Consider the following 22487-nt stretch of genomic DNA (forward strand, 5'->3'; position numbering starts at 1 on the left):
TCGAACGTTCCGTCCAGCTGGGCTGCAACGGCTCCGCGCATCAGCTTTAGAGTATTGATCGGAAAATATGGGTTGTATCGGTACTCCGTGATCCCATATCGGGCGACAAACCTGGCAGTTTCGAGTTTGCCGAACTGCGGTTTGTTCTTGATATGGGAAAAGGCGTCTGCGGGCGATTGATTCCCTGTCAGCTTGAATAGTCCGCCGAGCAGAATAGGCACGTACCGGAACACCACTTCCTGGCGCGCCTCGATATGCGGAATCACCTTGTGGCTGAGGTACGCATTTGGACTGCCGAAGTCAAAAAGAAAATCAACCTGGATCTTACTCACGTTGTCTCCCGTCATATCGTTCAACATGCACTATATTGTGCATATGCACTCGAAAACAGTCATTGCGACTGGAATTCGCAATGATCAATCAACCACTAAACGACAGCCACCCATGCTAAAAGTGACCGTCCTGGCACCATCATCGTGTCGAAAAGGCAGCGATGCCACCGCGCACATATTTTTTCAGCTACGGCATCTTGCCGAGATTTTCCTCAATGCTTTTGACCATAGTTATCAACTTCGAAGCGAAGTGCATCAACTGATCTTTTGGGAACGCTTGTGCAGCTCCTGCAACGCTCATGACCATAACCGGCAGCCCCCTCCCCGGATTGAATGGGACGGCAATACCGTGCACGCCCTTCACCCAGTCTCCGAGAGAAGAGCAACATCCCGTCGCTTCATACTCGTCCACCGCTCGTACGATACCCGCGCTTATCCCAGGCCAGGCTGCATCGTCCAGCTCGCGAATTCGTTCCATCAGATCCGAACGTTCGGGCGCGGGCAATCCGGCCAGCAGGGCCCGGCCTGCGGCCGTGGTGCCTAAAGGTATGCGCGACCCGACGTCCAGGCTAAGTGTGACGATAGAACTGCCCCTGCAACATTCCAGGTACAGCATCGAAAGCCGGTCGCGCGTTGACAGCGCAACGATGGCCTCAGTCTCCGCGGCAAGCAACTGCATGAACGGACGGGCGACCTGGCGCACGTCGAGTTTTGCCAGCATTGCGCTGCCCAATGCAACCGTTGCTGTCCCGAGGCGATATTTACCGCTGTTCGGCACCAGATGAAGATAGCCCAGCTTGGTCAGCGTGTACGTCAGTCTCGTAACGGTTGAACGCGGCAGCCCGCATTTTTGTGCGATCTCGTGATTTGCCAGAAAGTTATTGCCCGTCTTAAAGCAGCTCAATACCTCAAGGCCGCGAGCGAGGGCCGTAACAAAATGACGATCGGACGCGCCATCAGATCCTGATTCCTCGTCCGCTGCGTCATCGTCCACGCGATCGCCTTCTGCAGTGTTCATATTCAATTTTATCTCCGGCCGATCGCCGTTCGTAGAGGATTGTCACGATTGCTGCGTCGCACAACACACTTTGCAGCAGCCCGGGCACCCTGGTCGGCGCCGCGAGCCGCGACACGATACCACGCGTCTAGTACGAAGAAGCGGCCTTGTCAGCTTCACTGTCAGCCGCCAGGATGCGTCGCGCGGCGCTCCGCGCTTCGCAACACGTCAAGCTCGCGGAGATTGCCTTTTAGCACTTTCCCAGTCGGCGCGGCAGGGAGCTTCTCTATCACGTGAATTTCCGCTGGCACCTTGTACGGTGCAAGTTGCTGCCGAACCCATCTGTCCAGATCGTCGGTGTCAACGTAGACATTGGCTTCGGGCTCTACGTAAGCAATAACCTGTTCGTTTCCTTCGGCGGGGCGGCCAATGACTGCGGATTGAACCACACCCGGATAGGAATTTATCGCCTGCTCGACTTCGACCGGAAAAACATTGAATCCTGAGCGGATGATCAATTCGCGGGTACGGCCCATGATGAAGACACCGCCGTCCTCGCCCTGTCTAGCGAGGTCGCGGGTATTGAACCAACCATCCTGAATCGACTCTGCCGTCAGGTCCGATGCGCGGTAATAGCCTTTCATTACATTGGGTCCGCGCACCCACAGTTCGCCAACTTCGCCACGGGCAACATCGCGGCCGTCACTTCCCATCATACGAACCTCGACGCCCGGTACCGGTGGTCCAACGGAACAGTCGTTCCGCGGGGCGGACAGCAACAGTGTCTGGCAAATGGTCGGTGAGGTTTCTGTCAGCCCGTAGCTGTTTTGCAGGGTTGTCTGCATGGCCGCCTCGATCTGCGCTTTGAGCTCTGGAGTAAGAGGCGATCCTGCCGCACCGACTGAACGTAGCTGATGGCGACTTATATCTACGCCATTCGCGCGCGACCATTCAAGCAACTTCGAAAACATCGCAGGAACACCGACGAAGACCGTCGCGCCGCGCTTCAGTATCGCGTCGGCCAGCGCCTCCGCCGAGTAGCGCGACTCGATGAACAACTTGCTACCGCAAGCAAGCGCCCCCAGAAGTTGCGATGAGAGTCCCACCACATGCGCCATGGGCAAGACGCCATACACCGTATCTTGCGGCGACAGGAGCCTGACCGATCGCGCAACCTCCGATATGAATAAGAGGTTTGAGTGCGTCAACATGACACCCTTCGGGCTGCCTGAGGTGCCGGACGTGTAAATCATCACCGCGACCTGTTCCGCGGGATCGGTGTGTGTTTGCTCTGCCACAGCCGGCCCGTTCAGCGGCCCGATATTTAGACGGCCTGTCAGCGGCCAGAATTCTTCCTTTGCTCCAACCCGCCGGGCATGCGCCCCGGCTTCAAGAGAAACGTCAGGCGTATAGATGACACGCCTCGCACCCGAATGCTCAGCGAATGTATCGATCTCCCGGGGTGACAGACGCGCATTGACCACGACAGCCCACGCATCAAGCCGGCTCAGCGCCAGCAGGAGCACGCCTACCGCGACGCAGTTCTCGCAAACAACGAGTACGCGATCACCCGGTCGCACGCCGAGCTCGCCCAAGCGTTGCGCAGCCCCTTCGACTGCCTCATGCAGCTGCCTGTAAGTAAGACTGGCAGTCCGGTCGAGCAAGGCGGGCGCATCCGGACTCGCGCTGACCCATGGGTCGATCACATTGTGAATGCGCCGTAGCGGGCGCCCGTTCAGCAGGACAGTCATCCGGTGTCTCCGAGTCACTTTTGTATCGCTCTGCGGTCTACTATACTGCATAGCAGTTCAACGAAGCAAATTTCGTCGCTTCATCAGCACAAAAAATCTTTGACTTTCCCAGAATGCGTTCCGATAATGGGTTGCAGTGCAGTTCTTCATTCTGCTCTGCGGTTCAATATCGGAGACATGATGGCAACATCCAAAAAGGCTGTGGTGGTGATCGGGGCCGGCGACGCGACCGGCGGAGCAATCGCACGTCGTTTTGCCCGCGAGGGTTACATCGCGTGCGTGACCCGCCGACATCCGGAGAGACTCACACCCCTTGTCGAACAGATTCGCTCGGAGGGCGGTGATGCGTACGCCTTCGGGTCAGACGCACGAAAAGAAGAGGCGATGGTTTCCCTGTTTGAGGAAATCGAAGCGAACATTGCTCCAGTCGAAGCCGCAATTTTCAACATCGGCGCGAACGTCAAATTCGACATTACGGACACCACTGCTCGCGTGTATCAGAAAGTTTGGGAGATGGCGTGTTTTGCCGGCTTCCTGATGGGCCGGGAAGCGGCAAAAGTGATGTTGCCCCGTGAAAGAGGATCCATTTTCTTCACTGGCGCCACTGCGAGTTTGCGCGGCCGAGCCGGTTACGCAGCGTTTTCTGGCGCGAAGCACGCGTTGCGCGCGTTGGCCCAGTCGATGGCCAAGGAATTGGCACCTAAAGGATTACATGTTGCACAGTTGATTGTCGACGGCGCCATCGACACGGAATTCATTCGCGAGAGCTTCCCCGATCGTTGCAAACTCAAGGAAGTCGACGGCATTGTCAATCCCGAACATATTGCCGACACCTACTGGATGCTGCATCAGCAGCCACGCGATGCGTGGACCCATGAACTCGACATTCGGCCCTGGATGGAATCGTGGTGAATGCATCGGAGGCTGACCTGCGCAGCGATTTGCCAATCCGCCACCTTCCTCAACGCCCCCGACCAATCCGTAACCCGGCGGCTGAATGGATCAGTCCTCGTCGCAGCGATCAGCAGTCCACCTTTGAACGCACTGAGCATCCGGATCCGTGCAGAGCTTCTGGATGCCAGCCGGTTCGCGGAGACCAACCCTCCGTAAGGGCGGTTCTCCGCTTCTCGTCCAGCTAGCAGATCAAGGACCAGGCTTCTCCTGCTTGAACGATTAAAGACCTACTTCCTTCTGAAGAAATATATATGCGTGAAGCCGTTATTGTTTCCACCGCCCGAACTCCGCTTGCAAAATCTCACCGTGGAGAATTCAACCGGACACATGGGCCGACCCTTGCTGCATGGGCCGTTCGAGCAGCCGTAGACCGCTCAGGCGTAGACCCGTCCCTGATCGAAGACACCATTCTCGGCTGCGGGTATCCAGAGGGCATCACCGGGCGCAATGTAGCCCGCCAGACTGTCGTGCGGGCAGGCCTTCCTCTGTCCATTGCTGGGACAACCATAAACCGCTTTTGCGCCTCGGGACTTCAGGCAATCGGCACGGCGGCCGCACGTATTGTCGTAGATGGTGCACAAGCGGTTATCGCCGGAGGCGTAGAAAGCATAACTGGAATCCAGACTCGCGAAGACGCCGACAAACACCTCGATCCGTGGATTGCGGAGCATAAGCCTGATCTCTACATGGCGATGATCGATACGGGTGACATCGTCGCAAAGCGCTACGGCATCAGCCGCGAAGCGCAAGACCGATTCTCTCTCGCAAGCCAGCAGAAGACTATGCGGGCTCAGGCTGAAGGCAGATACAAGGAAGAGATCATCGCCGTTACCACCACGATGGCGGTCAAGGATAAAAACACAGGCGTCGTCACGCTGAAAGAAGTCACGATCGACGAAGACACATGCAACCGGCCTGACACCACGTTCGAAGGCCTTTCGCGGCTCGAGCCGGTAAAAGGCCCGGACCGATTCGTGACAGCCGGGAACTCCTCTCAACTATCTGACGGTGCGTCCGCGTGTGTACTGATGAACGCGAAGGATGCCGAACGGGCAAACATCGATCCCCTCGGTGCGTTCAGAGGTATGGTTGTCGCCGGCTGCGAGCCTGATGAGATGGGCATCGGACCGACGTTGGCCGTACCGAAGTTGCTTGATCGACACAATCTCAAGGTCGATGACATAGGGCTTTGGGAACTGAACGAGGCATTCGCATCACAGGCGATTTATTGCCAGGAAAAACTCGGCATCCCAGCTGAGCGCCTCAATGTCGATGGAGGTGCAATTGCCCTCGGCCATCCGTTCGGAATGACAGGTGCACGCCTGGCCGGCCATGTTCTCCTTGAAGGACGCAGACGCGGCGTGAAATATGCCGTAGTCACAATGTGTATTGCCGGTGGCATGGGTGCGGCGGCGCTCTTTGAGATCTTTTGAGGGGCCCGAGCAAATGGACCTCGAATTTAGCGCAGAGGAAAACCGCTTCCGTTCTGACGTACAAGCTTTTCTGCAAAGCAGTTTGCCTGCACACATATCAAACAAGGTACGCAACGGAATTCGACTGACTCGCGCCGATCTCCACGATTGGCATTGCATCCTGAATGCCAAAGGCTGGCTGGCTGCTCACTGGCCCATCGAATATGGGGGCACCGGGTGGACACCCACCGAGAAATACATCTTTGAGACCGAGTGCGCGCTTGCTGGTGCGCCTCGCATCGTCCCATTTGGGGTGAACATGCTCGCACCGGTTGTCATCAAGTACGGGACGGAACAGCAAAAACACCATTGGCTGCCCAGAATACTCGACGGATCCGACTGGTGGTGCCAAGGCTATTCTGAGCCGGGGTCCGGTTCCGATTTGGCGTCGGTCCGGACAAGCGCAGTACGCCAGATCGACTCTCGGGGTGAACACTATATCGTCAACGGGCAAAAGACATGGACCACGCTTGGACACTATGCCAACAAGATCTTTTGCCTCGTTCGAACTTGCTCGGAAGTCCGCAAGCAGGAGGGAATCAGTTTCCTGCTGATCGATATGGAGTCGGAAGGCGTAGATGTCCGCCCCATTATCACTCTTGATGGTGAACACGAGGTCAATGAGGTGTTCTTCAGTGACGTAAGAGTGCCTGCCGAAAACCTCATTGGAGAAGAAGACAAAGGCTGGACATACGCCAAGTATCTGCTTACCTACGAGCGAACCAATATCGCGGGTGTCGGCCTGTCTGTCGCCCTGCTCGATCGGCTCAAACGGATTGCCAAAAGCCAGACTCTCCGAGGACGTCCCCTCATCGAAGATCCGTATTTCGCTGCTCGTGTCGCGCGTGTCGAGATCGAACTTGAAAACATGAAGACCACTAATCTTCGCGTCATTGCCGCTGCGACGTCCGGCGGTGCCCCGGGTGCGGAAAGCTCGATGCTCAAAATCAAAAGCACCGAGATACGACAGGAGATCTCTTCGCTGATGCGCAGAGCGTTGGGACCGTATGCGCTCCCCTATATCGAGGAGGCACTGCACGGCGATGACGTTGCGGGTGTCGGTCCCGCCGGAGCCTCCTCTGTCACCCCGCTATACCTGAACAATCGGAAGCTCTCGATCTATGGCGGTTCGAATGAGATTCAAAAGAACATTATTTCCAGATCCATTCTTGGTCTCTGAGGAAGATCAGGATGAAATTTGAGCATGATGAGTGATCATCAACTCGGCGACGAAAGCCATCATCTCCCAAGAACATTGCGCTTGAGGGAAGTGGTTGAGTTCGACGCCAGTTATCGATCAAATTCCCGCGGCGCGCAACCAATATAACAAGTCCGTCGCCGGCACAAGACGGTTGATCAGCAGAAGTTAAGCCGACATACGCCAAAAGGCGATTACCAGAGGCAGAAAGGAGACATCCATGCAGCAGATCCTAATAGACGCAATACGGAAAAGTGGAGACTATCGGGCGCTTGTGAGAGCCAAGCGCCGCTTTAGCTTCACTTTTGCCGGACTGATGACACTGACTTATTACGGATTCATCGTTCTCGTGGCCGCTGCGCCTCGCTTTCTGGCACGGCCGATCTACCACGGCGCTTCCACCAGCATCGGCATCGTTGCCGGTGTAATCGTCATTGTGACTGCTGTCAGTCTGACCGGATGGTACGCGCTTGTCGTGACCCGCGTCCTCGACCCCAGTATGAAACGCGTCTTGCAGAAATCCAGCGGAGCGCACGCAGAATGAAACCGACATTACACATTCCGCTTCTCGCTCTCTGTGTTCCAGCTTGCGTTCAGGCCGCCGAGGGGAACGCTTCCGCTGTCCACGGAGCGACGCTGAACCCTATCGCCATTTCGATGTTCTTCCTGTTCGTATGTGTGACTCTCGCAATTACACGTTGGGCCGCCCGTCGAAATACATCGACGCGCGCTTTCTATACAGGCGCCGGCAACATTACCGGGCTACAGAATGGGCTCGCGATGGCGGGCGACTTCATGTCCGCTGCGTCCTTCCTGGGCCTTTCCGGCATGGTTTTCGCGTTTGGCCTTGATGGCCTTATCTACGCCATCAGTTTTCTTGTCGGATGGCCATTCCTCATGTTTCTGCTCGCCGAACCGCTGAGAAACCTAGGCAAGTTCACCTTTGTGGACGTGGTTGCACACCGGTTGCAACAGGTGCCAATACGGTTGCTTACCTCGTGTACTTCGCTCGTCGTCGTCGTCTTTTTTCTGATCGTGCAGATGGTCGGCGCGGGCAAGCTAATCGAGTTGCTTTTTCATCTACCGTACTGGATTGCCGAAGTGATCGTCGGCATATTGATGGTCACGTACGTTTCATTTGGAGGGATGACCGCCACTACCTGGGTACAGATAATCAAGGCTGGGCTCCTTCTTTTTGGCGTAACGTTCATGGCGGTAGCCTCTCTTGCTCAATTTGGCTTCAGTCCGGAGGCGATGTTCACCGCGGCGATTCACGCCCATCCGCACTCGGAAGCGATCATGGGACCAGGGCACCTCATGCACGAACCACTAAACGCACTATCGCTCGGCATAGCCGGCATGCTCGGTCCAGCGGGATTTCCTCATATCCTGATGCGTTTCTTCACCGTTCGTGACGCGGCCGAAGCGAGAAAATCGGTATTCTTCGCGACGGGCTTTATTGGCTATTTTTACCTTCTCACCTTTGTGATCGGTTTTTCTGCGATCGCCCTTCTCTCCCAACATCCAGAATTTTTCAAAATTGGTTCGACCGGTCAGTTTCTGCTCACCCGAGACCTTATCGGGGGAACAAACATGGTCGCCGTTAACCTTGCCAAGGCGGTCGGAGGAAGTGTCTTTTACGGCTTCATTGCCGCTGTGACTTTTGCGACCATACTCGCCGTGGTAGCGGGTCTGACATTGGCCGGCGCGGCAACCGTGTCGCACGATCTATATTCTTCGTGCATAGCTCGCGGGAAACAGTCCGATCGCCGGGAGATGCAGATATCTCGCATATCAACTGTCGCACTAACGATGGTCGCAGTAGGCTTGGGTATTCCTTTTGAGCACGTGAATGTCGCGTTTATCGTCAGCATGGGAGCAGCGATTGCCGCCAGCGCCAATTGCCCCGTTCTTCTCTGTTCAATATTCTGGCGAGGCACAACCACGCTAGGCGCCGTGCTTGGCGGCCTACTCGGCCTTGTCTCGGCCGTGGTTTTGACAATCCTGTCCAAACCGGTATGGGTTGATGTCATGCAACACGCCACCGCGCCCATCAGTCTCGACAATCCGTCTCTTTTTTCCGTGCCGCTCGCCTTTGCAGGCATATTTGTCTTCTCGAAGCTTGACCGCACTGCCCGCGCCAAAAGGGAAATTGCCGCCTTCGACGCGCAGGAGTTCATCTCCCAGACAGGCATTTCACCTATGGAAGCCACCAGTCACTGATGTAGCGCAAGACGCTGTGCAGGCCAGCGCCTGTACGGCGCCTCGCTAACAGTGACCCATCTCAGCGTGCACTGGGGCCTATCCATGACGCCTCGCGGCCGAACTGAAACGTGGTTGCGGGCGTCGCCAGTCTCGCGAAGAACCCGTCGGTTTGCCTGTCTGACTGCCGACTTGCTCTTGGCCGCTATATGCCAGCAATGCTGGACATGACTGTTGCCCCGCGAGCGCGCCAACCACCAGTCGCTCCTTCAACCTCGCGAAGTGCCGCAGCCGCGTTGATGTCAAGTTTCAGTTGACGGCTCGTTGACTTTCACAAATGCGCTTCAAATGCGAATAGGTTTATACTTCGCATGCGAACGTTTAAGCGCGATGGCGTTCCAGAGGAGGCACCTCTCGACGCCGCGAATTTTGGCAGGCAAGTTAATGACCCCAGAATTCAAAGTTGAGCTATCAGGTAGTGGTGTACCGGCCGTCACATGGAACGACCTGCAAGCGCCGAAGCGAAAGAACCCTTCACGGCGTTTGCGCAGAAGCGCCGGCCGGATTTCACGAAAGTCGTTCGACAGTAGGACGGTACGGATTGCGAACGCGCGGACAACCATCGTGTTGGCGCTCGTTTGAACAAAATCAGGAGAGGAAAGGATGAATCCGTTGGAAATGAGCGGTCTTGAATTGCTGCGCGCCGCCGTGTCAGGCGACTTGCCGCGGTCTTCGATGGCGGAGACGATTCCCATGTGGTTCACAGAGGTCGACCCTGGATATGTGAAGATGACAGCGCGCGCCGGCAGCCAGCATCTGAATCCACTTGGCGGCGTGCACGGCGGCTTCGCCGCAACCATACTCGATTCCGTGACGGGTTGCGCCGTGCACTCGATGTTGGAGGCCGGCGTCGGTTACGGCACGATCGACCTGCAAGTGAAAATGCTGCGGCCTGTGCCGCGCGATCAGGACGTCGTGGCGGAAGGCCGCACGGTCCACGTCTCGAGGAACATCGCAACCTCGGAAGGTACGTTGAAATCCCTCGACGGGAAACTTCTCGCGACGGCAACGGCGACTTGCTTTTTGAAGAGAGGTTGAACCGGTGACTGATCACCGAACTGCGATCCAAACGCTCGTGCCGTAGCCACAAAAGCATTCGCAACGTCCGCCGTCGTATCCCCGGGCACCGGTAATCAGTCGCGTTTCCAGTCATACGAAACGTGGCGCGGCTCGCGTGTGCGAGCCGCGAAAGCATGCTTCGCGGTTGTCCGCGCGAACGGTGTTCAGTGATCGACTGCCTTCGCCGACAGCATGCCCGTCTGCCCATAAAATTCCTGCAGCGCAAACGCTTGCCGCTCTCGCTGCGCACGCGCGCCGCGATCCAGCATCGAGAAGACCCAGATGCCCGCGAACGCGAGCGGCACCGAAATCAGTGCGGGGTTGTCGAGGGACACCAGCGCATGTGCCCGATGCAGCACGTCGACCCATACTGATTTCGAAAACAGTGTCAGCAGCACTGCGGAAGTCAGCCCGAGACCGCCGCCCACCACCGCGCCGCAGGTCGTCATGCCGCGCCAGAAAATCGACGACACCAGCACCGGAAAATTCGCACTTGCAGCGACGGCCGCCACGAGACCGACCAGGAACGCCACATTGACGTGCTCGAAGAGAATGCCAAGTCCGATCGCGACGACGCTCAGTATCAGTGTCGCGAGACGTGACATGCGCATTTCGTGAGCTTCGTTGACTTTACCGCGCGCGAGCCAGCATGCGTAAAGATCGTGTGAAACCGTGGTCGCCCCGGAGAGCGTAAGGCCCGCGACCACCGCCAGGATCGTCGCGAACGTCACGGCGGCGATGAAGCCGTAGAAGAGGTTGCCGCCCACCGCCTGCGCCAGCTTGACGGCAACCATGTTCGAGCCGCCGACGAGGTCGCGCGTGAGATTGAAATGCCCGTCGACGGCAGCCTTGAAGAACTCGGGATGCTGCGCAAGCAGTGCGATCGCGGAGAAGCCAATCACGAAGGTCAGCAGATAGAAATACCCGATAAGCCCGGTGGCGACGAACACGGACTTGCGCGCCTCCTTCGCGCTGGGCACTGTGAAGAAGCGCATCAGGATATGGGGGAACCCTGCGGTGCCGAACATCAGCGCGATGCCAAGCGAAAGTGCGTTGAGCGGATCCTTCAGCAGTTTGCCGGGGCCCATGATGCTGAGTGAGCCGGGATGGACGTCGACCGCGCGTCGAAACATCTCGTCGGGATTGAAGCCAAATTGCGCGAGCGCGGTGACGGCCATGAACGTCGCGCCGCATAGCAGGAGCACGGCTTTGATGATCTGCACCCAGGTGGTCGCCGTCATGCCCCCAAAGAACACGTAGATCACCATCAGCACGCCGACGACGACTTCCGCGATCCAGTACTGCAACCCGAACAACAACTGGATCAGCTTGCCCGCACCGACCATCTGCACGACCAGATAGAAGACCACGACGACGAGCGACGTGCTGGCAGTCAGGAGGCGAATCGGTGCCTGCTCGAACCGGTAGGCGACCACGTCGACGAACGTAAACTTACCGAGATTGCGCAAGGGCTCGGCGAGCAGGAACATCACAAACGGCCAGCCGACCAGAAAACCGATCGAATAGATCAGGCCATCGAATCCGAACACGAACACCATGCCGGAGAGGCCCAGGAACGAGGCTGCGGACATGTAGTCCCCGGCAATGGCGAGCCCGTTCTGAAAGCCGGAGATGCCGCCACCCGCGCTGTAGAAGTCCTTTGTCGTGCGGGTCCTGCGCGATGCCCAGCGCGTAATGCCGAGCGTGACAAGTACGAATAAGAGGAACATGCCGATTGCGACGGGATTCAGCTCGACATGATCCGGCACTGGGCCTTCGACGGAGGAGGCGTGAGCGAGCGCGGCCATGGAGGCAAGGCTCGCACAGGAGAGGAAGCGAACGAGTTTCATCAATGGGTCTCCTTCCCTGCACTGGCGAGAAGCGCGCTCATTGAAGGATCGAGTGTGCGGTTCGCGCGCAGCACGTACCAGCCGGTCATTCCAACCGCGATCAGGATGATGCCGACGCCCACGACAATGCCGATACTCGTCGTGGCTCCGGCATACAGCGGATGGGCCAGCACTTGAGGTGCGAGGGCGACGAACAGGATAAAGCCGTAGTACGTGATGATCATCAGCGCTGTCAACGTGAAGCTGAAACGGCGACGTGACGTGATGAGCCGCTGGTACGCGGGGCTCGCCTTGATTGAATCGATGTGGACATGCTGCATGGGTTGTCTCCTGCCTGTTGTCTGCTGACGTCTTTGACGACGAATGGAATGAGCTTCGGTAGCTCGATGCAACTGCTTGACGGGCTGCTTTCAACAGCGCTTGTTATGGATGGGGGACGGTGTTCGGCTGGCGAGGGGAATATCGCCTCGCGCCGCGTGACTGCGTGACTGCATGACTGACGCCGGCACGACACGTGCGGCGTCCATGAACCCGATCAGGCGATCGCTACCCGCGCCAGCGCCTGCCGCATGTCGCTCTCGAAGCGGCGGACGATGTCGGCAAGCGGTTCGATACGGTCGACGAACGCGAGCGACTGCCCGGCAGAAAGCAGCCCCTTCGACCAGTCGCCCGTGACGTATGCATTGCGGCCGAGCTTGCCGGCAACCATCGGCATCAGGTCCTGAATGGTCACATTCGGGTTCTGTGCCTCGATCTCCTTCACAGCGGCCGTCGTCTCGTTGCGCAGCGTGCGCACGGTATTGCGCAGGGACTGCATGCACAATTCCGTGTCGGTCGGCCCGGCTTCCACCAGCCGCCGCTTGTAATCGCCATGTGCCCAGATCTCCTCGGCCACGGCGAAGCGCGTGCCGACGATTACGCCTGAAGCGCCCATTGCGAGCGCCGCGGCGAGTTGCGAGCCGCGGCCGATGCCGCCACCGATGAGGTAAGGAATGTCCAGGTGGCTTTCCGCCCACGCGGCGTTGACGAACGATCCCACCATGTCGAGTCCCGGATGTCCGCCGCATTCGGCTCCGACGATCGCGACGGCATCGACGCCGATCGAGGCCGCCTTGACAGCAAACCGTACTGCCGGAACCTTGTGGAGCACCTTGATGCCGGCCTGCCTCAGCAGCGGCATGAATGCCTCCGGACTGCGCCCGGAAGTTTCGACGAACTTAACGCCCTCTTCGACGATGAGCTCGAACACTTCCAGCGTCTTCTCGCCCGGGACGAGCTTCGGCAGCATCGAAACGTTGACGCCGAACGGGCCGCCTTCACACAGGTCGCGACAGCGCCGGATCTCCGCGCGCAGTGCACGCGGCTCCGGAAAGCTCGCGGCCGTGATGAAGCCGATGATGCCGGCGCGCGACGCGGCGGCGACATAGTCCGCATCGGCGAGCCACATCAGGCCGCCGGCGACGATGGGCAGGCGTGTACCGAACAGTCTGGTGACGCCATTGGAAAAAGCGATCTGGCTCATCCAACGATCCCCTAAGAAGTCAGGCCCAATGCAGCGTCAGACGACGCCGTCGGCCTTCAGTTGTGAAAGTCGTTCGTGGGACAGTCCGAGCAACGACTGGAGAACATCGTTCGTGCCTTCCCCGAGTTGCGGCGGAGCGTTTCTCACAGGCAGGCGCGCGCCGTCGAAGCGATAAGGCGGAGCGAGCACGGGCGTGCTGCCGGCCTCGGGATGCGCGTAACTCGTCACAAGCCCGGCCTCTGCCGCGCGCGTTGAGGTGAGCGCATCGTGAAGGCCGGCAACTTCGCCACAGGGAATGCAGGCTTGCGTCAGGTGCTCGAGCAGATCCTGGCGTTTTCTTTTGCCGATCTCGCGCTTGAGTTCGGGCGCGAGCACCTCGCGGTTGGCCGTGCGGGAGATATTCGTGCGGAAACGCTCGTCTTCGAAAAGATCGGGGCGTTCGATCACCTCGCGGCAGAAGCGCTCGTACTGCCGATTGTTGCCGACCGCGATGACGAGCGGCCCATCTTCTGCGTCGAATACGCCGTAGGGCATGATCGAAGGATGCGAATTGCCGTAGCGCGGCGGGTCCTCACCCATGATCAGCGCCTCCAGGCCGTAGTACGCGGTGATCATCAGGCCGCAGTCGAAGAGCGCCATTTCGATGTGCCGTCCCTTGCCGGTTTTCTGGCGCTCGTAGAGCGCGGCGAGCACCGCCTGGGCGGAGTACATCCCGGTGAACAGGTCGACGGCGGCCACACCGAACTTGAGCGGCGGCCGATCGGCTTCCCCGTTGAGCGCCATCAACCCAGCCTCGCCCTGAATGACGAGATCGTAGCCGGGACGTGCCGCTTCCGGTCCGCGGCGATCGTAGCCGGAGATCGAACAATAGATGAGATCTTCGTGTCCTTCCTTGAGCTGGTCATAGCCAAGGCCGAGCTTTTCCGCACCGCCGAACTTGAAGTTCTGGATCACGACATCGCTTTGCTGTGCCAGTTCGCAGGCGATCTGCTGGCCCTCGGCGGTTTGCAGGTCGAGACACACCGAGCGCTTGTTGCGGTTGACACTATTGAAGTAAGCCGTCTCGGTCGTGCCGACGCGCACTCCCCAGTCGCGCGTGTCGTCACCGCGCTTTGGATGCTCGACCTTGATGATTTCGGCGCCGAGATCGCCGAGCACCATGGCGCACCAGGGTCCGGCAAGCACGCGGGACAGATCCAGAACGCGAACGCCGGCGAGCGGGAGAGAACAATTCAGGTTCGACATGGCAAATCCGGAGTGAAAAGGGATGGTGACGAGCGCGCCACGTCTATTGGGAAGGCACGGCCCGCGCGCGACGCAACGCCAGGAAATCAGCGGGGCGCTTGTCGAAGAAGGCGTCAATGCCTTCAGCAGCCTCGTCGTCACCGAGCGACTCCGCCATGTACTGGGCTTCAAGGTCCAGTTGCGCTTCGAGCGTGTTCTCACCGGCGTGGCGGCACAGGCTCTTGATCCGGGCGGCCGCGCGTTCGGGGCCGGCCGCAACCGACTGTGCCATGGCGATGGCCTCCGTGAGTGCTCTGCCTGGCTCGACGAGGCGATTCACAACGCCGAGCGTCTGCATGCGTTCGCCCGTGACAGGCCTGCCCGTCAGGCACAATTCGGTCAGCAGTTGCCGGGAGACGAACCCGGACAGAAACGCGGTCGCGCCGCCATCGGGCGAAAGGCCGACCTTGATGTACGCCACCGAGAACGACGCATTGCGCGCGGCGACCAGCATGTCACACGCCAGTGCGATCGACAGGCCCGCGCCGGCCGCCGCTCCCTCGACTGCCGCGATCACAGGCTTGCTGCAGTCGCGAATGGCGCGAATCATGTCGTGCAGGCCTTCGATGCCCGCGCGCCGCTCGGGCGGCGTCATGGCGCGCCGCTGCGCGAGGCGTTTCAGATCGCCGCCTGCGCAGAAAGCTCCACCCACACCCGTCAGTACGATTGCGCCGACATCGGGATCGCGCTGCGCCTGCTCGAGCGCAGCCGGTAGCGCCGTGTACACCTCGGGCGTGAGCGCGTTGCGCGCGGCCGGGTTGTTCAACGACAGCAGTTGCACCGCGCCGTCGCGATGCACAAGGACAGGTTCATTCATGGCGCTCACTCCTTCCCAGTGTGATATAGCGTTCGAGATGGTGATCTTCGTCGCCGAGCTGATGATCGATCATCACAAGGCGCTTCGCGTAGTGCGCAAGCGGCAGCTCCCACGTCATGCCGATGCCGCCGTGCATCTGGATGCATTCCTCGGCAACGCGAGTGCCGATGCGCCCGATCGTGTACTTCGCCGCTGACAGCGCGCGTTCGCGCTCAACGCGGCCCGCGCCAAGCGCGGCGGCGGCGTTGATGACGGCGGAGCGGGCCTGCTCGATTTCCAGCAGCAGGTCGGCCATGCGGTGCTGCAGCGCCTGGAAGCTGCCGATCGCGACGCCGAACTGCTTGCGCGTGCGCAGATACTCGAGCGTGTGGTCTTTCGCGACATCCATCGCGCCCACGGCCTCCGCGCATAACGCCAGCACGCCGGCGCCGATGCAGAATTCGAGCCTCGCGAATGCCGTGTCCCGTTCGCCGAGCAACGCGTCGTCGGGGAGGCACACTTCGTTCAGACAGATTTCGGCGGCCCGTCCGCCGTCGATCTTCCGATAGCCGCGCACATCGAGGCCCACCGTCTCGCGCGGAACGACAAAGAGCGAGATTCCTGCTTCGGCGTCTGCCACACCGCTCGTACGCGCCGAGACGAGGAAGAAGTCGGCCTCCGCGCCCTGCTGTACGACGGTCTTGGCCCCCGTCAGCACCCAGCCGTTCGAGCCGCGCACGGCGCGCGTCGACACCTTCGTCAGTTCGTAGTGCGAGCCGAGTTCGTCGTGTGCGAGCGCCGCCACGGCACGCCCCTCGACCAGACTCGCGATGAGCGCCTTCTGCGCCTCGCTGCCTGTATGGGCAAGCGCGTGTCCGACCACCAGCGCACCGAGGAACGGCTCGACCACGAGTCCCCGCCCGAGGCTCTCAAACACGACGGCGATATCGAAGCCATCGCCGCCATATCCACCGTCGGTCCCCTTGAAAAGCGCGCCGACGATGCCCAGTTCCGCGAAACGGACCCACAGTTCGCGGCTGAAACCCGAGTCGCTATGCGCGAGCGTGTCGCGCGTAGCGAAGCCATACTGCTCGCTCACGAAGCGGTTCAGCGTATCCGCCAGCATGCGGCGGTCTTCGGTATGCTGGAAATTCATCGCGATCCTCTTACAGTCCCAGGATCATCTTCGAGATGATGTTCTTCTGGATTTCGTTGGAGCCGCCGAAGATCGACAGCTTGCGGTTGTTGAAATAGAGTGTGGCTGCGCTCGCGGCTTCCTCGGGACCGACGCTTGCCTCGTCATAGCCCTCGTGCAGCGCGTCTTCGATGAAGGGCTGCGCATACGGTCCCACCGCGCGACGCATCAGCGACGAGATCTCCTGGCGGATCTCGGTGCCGCGAATCTTGAGCATCGAGCTTTCCGCACCCGGCACGCCGCCGCCCGCCACCGCGGCGATCACACGCAGATTGGTCGTCTTCATGTTTTCGAGGTCGACCTCGACGCGAGCGAGGCGCGCCGCAAACAATGGATCGTCGGCAAGCGGTGCGCCGTTGCGCGTGACCTTTGCCGCGACCCGGCGCAATCGCGCCAGCGCCGCGACCGAGAAGCCGACGCCCGCGATGTTCGTGCGCTCATAGGTCAGCAAATATTTCGCGACCGTCCAGCCCTTGTTCTCCTCACCGACGAGGTTGGCCGCCGGCACGCGCACATCGGTGAAGAACACCTCGTTGATCTCGTGCTCGCCTTCGAGCGTGATGATCGGACGCACCTCGACGCCCGGTGCGTTCATGTCCACGAGCAGAAAGCTGATGCCCTCCTGTTTGCGCACATCGGATGCCGTGCGCACGAGGCAGAAGATCATGTTCGCGTGCTGACCGAGCGTGGTCCACGTCTTCTGGCCGTTGACGATGTAGTGCTCGCCTTGCGCATCGATGCCGCGCACCGCGGTCGTCTTTACGGACGCGAGGTCCGAACCCGAACCCGGTTCGGAATAGCCCTGGCACCACCAGTCGGAGCCATCGAGTATGCGCGGCAGCCAGTAGCGCTGCTGCGCTTCGCTGCCATACCTGATGAGCACGGGCCCGAGCATGTTCACGCCGAACGGCAAGATGCGCGGTGCGGCCGCCAGCGCGCATTCGTTCTCGAAGATGAACTTCTGCACGGCGTTCCAGCCTGGACCGCCATACTGTTCCGGCCAGTGACTCGCGAGCCAGCCCTGTTCGTTCAGGATCGCATGCCATTCTTCCATGTCGCTACGCGTGAGGCGCCAGCCGCTGCGAACCTTGTTGGAAAGCCTCGCCGGCAGTTTTTCCTTCAGAAAGCGCACGACGCGCTCGCGAAAGGCTTCCTCCTCGGGGGTGAAGTTCAGATCCATGACCTCGTGTCTCTCAATAGATTTCGAAAAGCCCCGCGGCACCCATGCCGCCGGCCATGCACATCGTGACGACGGCATACTTCACGCCGCGCCGCCGTCCTTCGATAAGGACGTGTCCCGCGAGACGCGAGCCGGTCATGCCGAACGGATGCCCGATGGAAATCGCGCCGCCGTTCACGTTCAGACGCTCGGCCGGAATCTCGAGACGCCGCTGGCAATAGAGCGCCTGCGATGCGAACGCTTCGTTGAGCTCCCACAGGCCAATGTCGTTCACCGTGAGCCCATGACGCGCGAGCAGCTTCGGCACGGCGAGCACCGGACCGATGCCCATTTCATCCGGCTCGCAGCCCGCCACCGCCAGACCGCGAAACGCGCCGAGCGGAGCGAGGTTCGCGCGTTCGGCGGCCTTCGCTTCCATCATCACGCAGGCAGAAGCGCCATCGGCGTTCTGCGACGAGTTGCCCGCCGTGATGTACTTTTCCGGGCCCTTGACAGGCGCAAGCTTCGCGAGCGCCTCATAGGTCGTACCAGGGCGATTGCAGGTGTCGGCCGAGACCGTCACCTCTCGCTGGCTGACGGCGCCCGTCTCCTTGTCGGTCACGGCCATCGTGGTCGTGACCGGCACGATCTCGTCGACGTAGCGGCCGGCGAGCTGTGCTTGCGCGGTGCGCCGCTGGCTTTCCACCGAAAAACGGTCCTGCTCTTCCCGGCTGATCCCGTAGCGCTGAGCCACGATGTCGGCGGTGTCGATCATCGTCATGTAGAGCGACGGCTTGTGTTCCACGATCCATGGGTCGAGCCCGCTCACACCGTCTTCGCGGGTACGGATGCCGGAGATGCTTTCGACGCCGCCGGCGATCATCGCCGGTGCACCGTCGACGACAATGCGGCCGGCGGCCATCGCGATCGCCTGAAGCCCGGAAGCGCAGAAGCGGTTCACGGTGGTGCCCGCGATCGACAGCGGCAACCCCGCGCGGATCACGGTCTGGCGTGCGATGTTGCGGCCGGTCGTACCTTCCGGATAGCCGCAGCCAAGGATCGCGTCCTCGATCAGTTGCGGGTCGATGCCCGAGCGTTCGACGGCGGCGCGCACGGCCAACGATCCGAGCGTGGGGCCGGGTGTGATGTTGAATTCGCCGCGATGCGCCTTGGTCAGCGGCGTGCGTGCGGTGGAAACAATGACAGCTTCGCGCATGGTCTGAATCCTGAAATTGAAGCGGGTATTTGACGGGTTGAGCGGATCAGGCGGAACGATCGAGGCTCGCCAGTGTGGCGCGGCGCTTGACGAGATCGACGATGAGCGGCGACGATTGCCAGAAGACCGGGTCGTGTTGCTTGAACTCGCGGATGTCGGCGCCGCCGATGAAGGTGCGCCTCGCGTCGATCAGCAATACGGCTTGCCTGACCGCGACGCCGGACGCTTTGAGGGTCATTGCCCTTGTCTCCATGTAATTCGTGTTGGGTCATTGTGAAACGCAGCAACTGCATTGACAATCCAACTGGCAATTGACGAACTGTTAACTGAAAATTGACGGTGTAGCGTCGGCAAGACTTAGCCAGTGAAAGCTCGATATTGACGATACGTGGCGGGCGATGGCGGGTTCGGATGACCCGAGCGCGGAACAGGAGAAATGCCCTGTTTTAGGCCCTGTTTTCAGGCCCAGGTTTGCGCGAGTGAGACGATTTCGGCTCGCAGATAGTCGATCAAGGCCTGCGTCGCCGGCGACGGAAAACGATTGGGGAGCGTCACGATATACAGCGTGTTCTGCAAGCCGGCGACGCGGTACTGCGGCAGGATCCGCAACAGTTCGCGGCACTTGGGCGCATACGGCACATAGGCCGGCAACAGCCCGACACCCATGCCCTGACTCACCGCTTCCGCCAGAAACGGATAGTCGGACGACTGCAGCGCAGGCTGCATCGCGATGGTGTGGACATCGGCGTCGTCCTGCCGGTGCGTGAGTGTCATCGTGACCCGCCGCTCTGGGTAAGGCGACGCGACCAGCGTCTGCGCTTCGAGATCCGCCGGACAGTCAATCGGACCATGCTTCTCGAGATAGCCGGCCGACGCATAGAGGTTCCAGTCAATCGAGCAGATATTGCGCGCCACGCAATCCAACGGTGGCGTCGCCGTGATCCTCAACGCGACGTCGACTTCCGCAGCGATCAGATCTTCGATCCGGTTGTTGAACGTGACATTGAGTGTGATGCTCGGATGCATCCGCGCGAATTCGAGCAGCTTCGATCCGATGAACATCCTGCCGAAGCCTGTCGGCACGCTGATGCGAACACGACCGCTCAAGGTTCGCCCGAGGCTGTCAATCGACGCGCGAGCCGTGCTCAGGTCTTCCAGCATGCGCAGGCCACAGTCATAGAGCGTGCGCCCGGCTTGCGTCAGTTCGAAATTCCGTGTCGAACGGCGCAGCAATTGCGCGCCCGTTTCGCGTTCCAGCAGCTTGAGCCGCTGGCTGATGTTCGAGCGCGTCATACCAACCTTGCGCGCGGCGGCGCTCAGGCTATGCGATTCGACGATCTCGATGAACAAGCCGATCAGGTTCAGGTCCATGGTGCATCGATTAACCAAATCTGGAGAATTCGGAACTCCGAAACGAGAAAGCGATCCTGCACCGCTACCTCCGCCCGAATTCACTATCGGCGCTGTTCACGTGAGCGAACCCCGCGCACTTGCCGACCTGGTGCCAGTCCGGACCTTGAGAAATCGCGCAATCGCGAACCGGATCGCCTGATCGAAGCTGGCTTCGGTGGCGAGATGACGATTGTCGATTGATACGAGCCAACCTCGCGCAGAATCGCACCAGCGGATGCGACGCTCGTCGTAGAGACTGGAGAACATCCGCCACAGGTCAGCATCTTCCTGATTCGCGGACGCTGCCGCCATGAGCCGGCGCAACTCGAAGTTTGTCATTGCATTCACGACCACCTCGCTCGTGCACGTGGCCACGCTTACAGGCGCTCGATTGCGATCGCAATTCCCTGCCCGACCCCAATGCACATGGTACAAAGTGCAAAGCGTCCCTGCGTACGCTGCAGCTGATACATTGCCGTCGTGACCAGTCGCGCGCCGCTCATGCCGAGCGGATGGCCCAACGCAATGGCGCCGCCGTTCGCATTGACGCGTGCATCGTCATCCGCGACACCCAGCGCGCGCAACACCGCGAGGCCTTGCGACGCGAACGCTTCGTTCAGTTCGATCACATCGAATTGGTTGATGCTCATGTTCAGGCGCATGAGCAACTTTTGCGTCGCGGGCGCAGGGCCGATACCCATCACGCGCGGATCGACACCGGCCGTCGCCATGCCCAGCACACGCGCGCGCGGTGTCAGTCCATAGCGTTTTGCGGTCTCTTCGTTTGCCAGCAGCAAGGCCGCCGCGCCATCGTTGACGCCGGACGCGTTGCCTGCTGTCACCGTGCCGTCAGGACGCACGACGCCCTTTAGCTTTGCCAGCGTCTCGAGACTCGTTTCGCGCGGATGCTCGTCCTTGGAGACGACGATCGCATCGCCCTTCTTTTGCGGAATCGTCACCGAAACGATTTCCTGAGCGAGCGTGCCGTTCTGCTGCGCACGCGCGGCCTTCTGCTGGCTGCGCAGCGCGAATGCATCCTGATCGGCGCGGCTGATGTTGTAGTCGGTTGCGACGTTTTCGCCCGTTTCCGGCATCGAATCGACGCCGTACATTTTCTTCATCAGCGGATTGATGAAACGCCAGCCGATGGTCGTGTCGTAGATGTCGGCCTGACGCGAAAACGCGCTCGTCGCCTTGCCCATCACGAAGGGCGCGCGGCTCATGCTTTCCACGCCGCCCGCCACCATCAGCCCGGCCTCACCCGACTTGATCGCGCGCGCCGCAATGCCGATAGCGTCCATGCCCGAGCCGCACAGACGGTTCACCGTGGTGCCCGCCACCTCCTTGGGCAAGCCCGCCAGCAGCAGCGACATGCGCGCGACGTTGCGGTTATCCTCGCCCGCCTGGTTCGCGCAGCCGTAGATGACGTCGTCGATGGCGCTCCAATCGACTTCCTTGTTGCGCTCCATTAGCGCCTTGAGTGGCACCGCGCCCAGATCGTCGGCGCGCACCGACGACAGTGAACCCGCATAGCGGCCGATCGGCGTGCGAATCGCATCGCACAGAAGAGCCTCGCTCATACTGTCTTCTCCAATTTGAGGTTACAGGAGCTCCGTGGCTCCTTCAGTTTCAATCTTTTGCCAGCAAAAGCCCCGAATTGTTTCGCCGTTTTTCCCGCTGTACGCGAGTTTGAAGCGAGCTTGCTTCAGGTAGTTGCTACGAAATCTGGCACGACTGCAAACAGGTCTCCGACCAAGCCATAGTCTGCGACGCTGAAGATCGGCGCTTCTTCGTCTTTGTTGATCGCGACGATCACTTTGCTGTCCTTCATCCCGGCCAGATGCTGGATCGCGCCCGAGATGCCGACTGCAATGTACAGTTGCGGTGCGACGATCTTGCCGGTCTGCCCGACCTGATAGTCGTTCGGCACGAAGCCCGCATCGACGGCTGCGCGCGATGCGCCCAGCGCTGCGTTCAGCTTGTCCGCCAGCGGTTCTAGCACCTTCGTGTAGTTCTCGCCGTTGCCCAGACCGCGGCCACCCGAGACA

At 60.1% G+C, this 22487-nt stretch carries 23 protein-coding genes; 6 read left to right on the plus strand and 17 right to left on the minus strand.

Going from position 1 to position 22487, the window contains the following annotated elements:
* The 3 genes from P0D80_RS45305 to P0D80_RS45315 form a co-directional block, all read right to left on the minus strand.
* Positions 1–332 (minus strand): DsbA family protein (locus P0D80_RS45305; RefSeq protein WP_408294097.1); only part of this gene is annotated, 332 nt, incomplete at its 3' end.
* A gap of 187 nt (positions 333–519) precedes the next feature.
* A complete protein-coding gene (locus tag P0D80_RS45310; RefSeq protein ID WP_408294145.1) occupies positions 520–1350 on the minus strand; it encodes an IclR family transcriptional regulator in 831 nt (276 codons plus the stop codon).
* Positions 1351–1511: 161 nt separating this feature from the next.
* Positions 1512–3080, minus strand: a complete 1569-nt coding sequence (locus P0D80_RS45315) for a class I adenylate-forming enzyme family protein (protein WP_408182928.1) — start codon at positions 3078–3080, stop codon at positions 1512–1514.
* A 177-nt stretch (positions 3081–3257) separates the two neighbouring features.
* Between P0D80_RS45315 and P0D80_RS45320 the strand changes: the two genes are divergently transcribed.
* The 5 genes from P0D80_RS45320 to actP all read left to right on the plus strand — a co-directional run bounded on the left by P0D80_RS45320 (position 3258) and on the right by actP (position 8927).
* The gene (locus P0D80_RS45320; protein ID WP_408294101.1) at positions 3258–3992 is read left to right on the plus strand and encodes an SDR family oxidoreductase; all 735 of its coding nucleotides are present in this window, start codon (positions 3258–3260) and stop codon (positions 3990–3992) included.
* Positions 3993–4285: 293 nt separating this feature from the next.
* Positions 4286–5467, plus strand: coding sequence for an acetyl-CoA C-acyltransferase (locus tag P0D80_RS45325; RefSeq protein WP_408182925.1), 1182 nt, complete (start codon positions 4286–4288; stop codon positions 5465–5467).
* Between the two features lie 13 nt (positions 5468–5480).
* Entirely contained in the window at positions 5481–6686 is a 1206-nt protein-coding gene (locus P0D80_RS45330; RefSeq protein WP_408294105.1) for an acyl-CoA dehydrogenase family protein, read from the plus strand.
* Positions 6687–6924: 238 nt separating this feature from the next.
* Positions 6925–7248: a DUF485 domain-containing protein gene (locus P0D80_RS45335; protein ID WP_310816404.1), complete on the plus strand. Its 324-nt coding sequence runs from the start codon at positions 6925–6927 to the stop codon at positions 7246–7248.
* A complete protein-coding gene (gene actP, locus P0D80_RS45340; RefSeq protein WP_408294110.1) occupies positions 7245–8927 on the plus strand; it encodes a cation/acetate symporter ActP in 1683 nt (560 codons plus the stop codon). Before P0D80_RS45335 ends, actP begins: the two co-directional genes overlap by 4 nt.
* 323 nt (positions 8928–9250) lie before the next feature.
* Here actP and P0D80_RS45345 read toward each other — a convergent pair whose 3' ends face one another.
* Positions 9251–9661, minus strand: a complete 411-nt coding sequence (locus tag P0D80_RS45345; protein WP_408182955.1) for a hypothetical protein — start codon at positions 9659–9661, stop codon at positions 9251–9253.
* Here P0D80_RS45345 and P0D80_RS45350 point away from each other — a divergent pair.
* Positions 9570–10004 carry a PaaI family thioesterase gene (locus P0D80_RS45350; RefSeq protein WP_408182919.1) on the plus strand — a complete coding sequence of 145 codons (435 nt, stop codon included), beginning with the start codon at positions 9570–9572 and terminating at the stop codon, positions 10002–10004. The two genes, P0D80_RS45345 and P0D80_RS45350, sit on opposite strands and share 92 nt — an antisense overlap.
* A gap of 185 nt (positions 10005–10189) precedes the next feature.
* Here the strand turns inward: P0D80_RS45350 and P0D80_RS45355 are convergent, their stop codons facing one another.
* The 13 genes from P0D80_RS45355 to P0D80_RS45415 form a co-directional block, all read right to left on the minus strand.
* Positions 10190–11875 carry a cation acetate symporter gene (locus P0D80_RS45355; protein ID WP_408179673.1) on the minus strand — a complete coding sequence of 562 codons (1686 nt, stop codon included), beginning with the start codon at positions 11873–11875 and terminating at the stop codon, positions 10190–10192.
* Positions 11875–12195 (minus strand): DUF485 domain-containing protein, encoded by a 321-nt coding sequence (locus tag P0D80_RS45360; RefSeq protein ID WP_408179672.1) that lies wholly within the window; start codon positions 12193–12195, stop codon positions 11875–11877. Before P0D80_RS45360 ends, P0D80_RS45355 begins: the two co-directional genes overlap by 1 nt.
* 215 nt (positions 12196–12410) lie before the next feature.
* Positions 12411–13397 (minus strand): NAD(P)H-dependent flavin oxidoreductase, encoded by a 987-nt coding sequence (locus P0D80_RS45365; RefSeq protein ID WP_408294115.1) that lies wholly within the window; start codon positions 13395–13397, stop codon positions 12411–12413.
* Between the two features lie 36 nt (positions 13398–13433).
* Positions 13434–14642 carry a CaiB/BaiF CoA transferase family protein gene (locus P0D80_RS45370; RefSeq protein ID WP_408179670.1) on the minus strand — a complete coding sequence of 403 codons (1209 nt, stop codon included), beginning with the start codon at positions 14640–14642 and terminating at the stop codon, positions 13434–13436.
* Positions 14643–14685: 43 nt separating this feature from the next.
* The gene (locus P0D80_RS45375) at positions 14686–15498 is read right to left on the minus strand and encodes an oxepin-CoA hydrolase, alternative type (RefSeq protein WP_408294120.1); all 813 of its coding nucleotides are present in this window, start codon (positions 15496–15498) and stop codon (positions 14686–14688) included.
* Positions 15491–16633: an acyl-CoA dehydrogenase family protein gene (locus P0D80_RS45380; RefSeq protein ID WP_408294123.1), complete on the minus strand. Its 1143-nt coding sequence runs from the start codon at positions 16631–16633 to the stop codon at positions 15491–15493. The genes P0D80_RS45375 and P0D80_RS45380 overlap by 8 nt, the downstream gene beginning before the upstream one ends.
* A 10-nt stretch (positions 16634–16643) precedes the next feature.
* On the minus strand, positions 16644–17852 hold the full coding sequence (locus tag P0D80_RS45385; protein ID WP_408294127.1) for an acyl-CoA dehydrogenase family protein: 1209 nt from the start codon (positions 17850–17852) through the stop codon (positions 16644–16646).
* Between the two features lie 13 nt (positions 17853–17865).
* Positions 17866–19047 carry an acetyl-CoA C-acyltransferase gene (locus P0D80_RS45390; RefSeq protein WP_408294130.1) on the minus strand — a complete coding sequence of 394 codons (1182 nt, stop codon included), beginning with the start codon at positions 19045–19047 and terminating at the stop codon, positions 17866–17868.
* 46 nt (positions 19048–19093) lie between these two features.
* Positions 19094–19285: a hypothetical protein gene (locus tag P0D80_RS45395; RefSeq protein WP_408294133.1), complete on the minus strand. Its 192-nt coding sequence runs from the start codon at positions 19283–19285 to the stop codon at positions 19094–19096.
* Between the two features lie 221 nt (positions 19286–19506).
* Positions 19507–20418, minus strand: coding sequence for a LysR family transcriptional regulator (locus P0D80_RS45400; protein WP_408294136.1), 912 nt, complete (start codon positions 20416–20418; stop codon positions 19507–19509).
* A 96-nt stretch (positions 20419–20514) separates the two neighbouring features.
* Positions 20515–20778 (minus strand): hypothetical protein, encoded by a 264-nt coding sequence (locus tag P0D80_RS45405; protein ID WP_408294148.1) that lies wholly within the window; start codon positions 20776–20778, stop codon positions 20515–20517.
* A gap of 38 nt (positions 20779–20816) precedes the next feature.
* A complete protein-coding gene (gene pcaF, locus P0D80_RS45410; protein WP_408294139.1) occupies positions 20817–22019 on the minus strand; it encodes a 3-oxoadipyl-CoA thiolase in 1203 nt (400 codons plus the stop codon).
* Positions 22020–22144: 125 nt separating this feature from the next.
* Positions 22145–22487: electron transfer flavoprotein subunit alpha/FixB family protein (locus P0D80_RS45415; RefSeq protein WP_408294142.1), on the minus strand; the 343-nt coding region annotated here is incomplete at its 5' end.

It is taken from the genome of Paraburkholderia sp. RL17-373-BIF-A, from assembly GCF_046030175.1.
In the GTDB taxonomy this organism is placed as follows: domain Bacteria; phylum Pseudomonadota; class Gammaproteobacteria; order Burkholderiales; family Burkholderiaceae; genus Paraburkholderia.

Bases quoted from the DNA above. Each gene is read 5' to 3' on its own strand.
- P0D80_RS45355 (WP_408179673.1), bottom strand. From the start codon at position 11,875: ATGAAACTCGTTCGCTTCCTCTCCTGTGCGAGCCTTGCCTCCATGGCC.
- P0D80_RS45320 (WP_408294101.1), top strand. From the start codon at position 3,258: ATGATGGCAACATCCAAAAAGGCTGTGGTGGTGATCGGGGCCGGCGAC.
- P0D80_RS45335 (WP_310816404.1), top strand. From the start codon at position 6,925: ATGCAGCAGATCCTAATAGACGCAATACGGAAAAGTGGAGACTATCGG.
- P0D80_RS45400 (WP_408294136.1), bottom strand. From the start codon at position 20,418: ATGGACCTGAACCTGATCGGCTTGTTCATCGAGATCGTCGAATCGCAT.
- P0D80_RS45310 (WP_408294145.1), bottom strand. From the start codon at position 1,350: ATGAACACTGCAGAAGGCGATCGCGTGGACGATGACGCAGCGGACGAG.
- P0D80_RS45380 (WP_408294123.1), bottom strand. From the start codon at position 16,633: ATGAATTTCCAGCATACCGAAGACCGCCGCATGCTGGCGGATACGCTG.
- P0D80_RS45330 (WP_408294105.1), top strand. From the start codon at position 5,481: ATGGACCTCGAATTTAGCGCAGAGGAAAACCGCTTCCGTTCTGACGTA.
- P0D80_RS45405 (WP_408294148.1), bottom strand. From the start codon at position 20,778: ATGACAAACTTCGAGTTGCGCCGGCTCATGGCGGCAGCGTCCGCGAAT.
- P0D80_RS45345 (WP_408182955.1), bottom strand. From the start codon at position 9,661: ATGGGAATCGTCTCCGCCATCGAAGACCGCGGCAAGTCGCCTGACACG.
- P0D80_RS45350 (WP_408182919.1), top strand. From the start codon at position 9,570: ATGAATCCGTTGGAAATGAGCGGTCTTGAATTGCTGCGCGCCGCCGTG.
- P0D80_RS45390 (WP_408294130.1), bottom strand. From the start codon at position 19,047: ATGCGCGAAGCTGTCATTGTTTCCACCGCACGCACGCCGCTGACCAAG.
- P0D80_RS45375 (WP_408294120.1), bottom strand. From the start codon at position 15,498: ATGAATGAACCTGTCCTTGTGCATCGCGACGGCGCGGTGCAACTGCTG.
- P0D80_RS45395 (WP_408294133.1), bottom strand. From the start codon at position 19,285: ATGACCCTCAAAGCGTCCGGCGTCGCGGTCAGGCAAGCCGTATTGCTG.
- P0D80_RS45360 (WP_408179672.1), bottom strand. From the start codon at position 12,195: ATGCAGCATGTCCACATCGATTCAATCAAGGCGAGCCCCGCGTACCAG.
- pcaF (WP_408294139.1), bottom strand. From the start codon at position 22,019: ATGAGCGAGGCTCTTCTGTGCGATGCGATTCGCACGCCGATCGGCCGC.
- P0D80_RS45385 (WP_408294127.1), bottom strand. From the start codon at position 17,852: ATGGATCTGAACTTCACCCCCGAGGAGGAAGCCTTTCGCGAGCGCGTC.
- P0D80_RS45325 (WP_408182925.1), top strand. From the start codon at position 4,286: ATGCGTGAAGCCGTTATTGTTTCCACCGCCCGAACTCCGCTTGCAAAA.
- P0D80_RS45365 (WP_408294115.1), bottom strand. From the start codon at position 13,397: ATGAGCCAGATCGCTTTTTCCAATGGCGTCACCAGACTGTTCGGTACA.
- actP (WP_408294110.1), top strand. From the start codon at position 7,245: ATGAAACCGACATTACACATTCCGCTTCTCGCTCTCTGTGTTCCAGCT.
- P0D80_RS45370 (WP_408179670.1), bottom strand. From the start codon at position 14,642: ATGTCGAACCTGAATTGTTCTCTCCCGCTCGCCGGCGTTCGCGTTCTG.
- P0D80_RS45315 (WP_408182928.1), bottom strand. From the start codon at position 3,080: ATGACTGTCCTGCTGAACGGGCGCCCGCTACGGCGCATTCACAATGTG.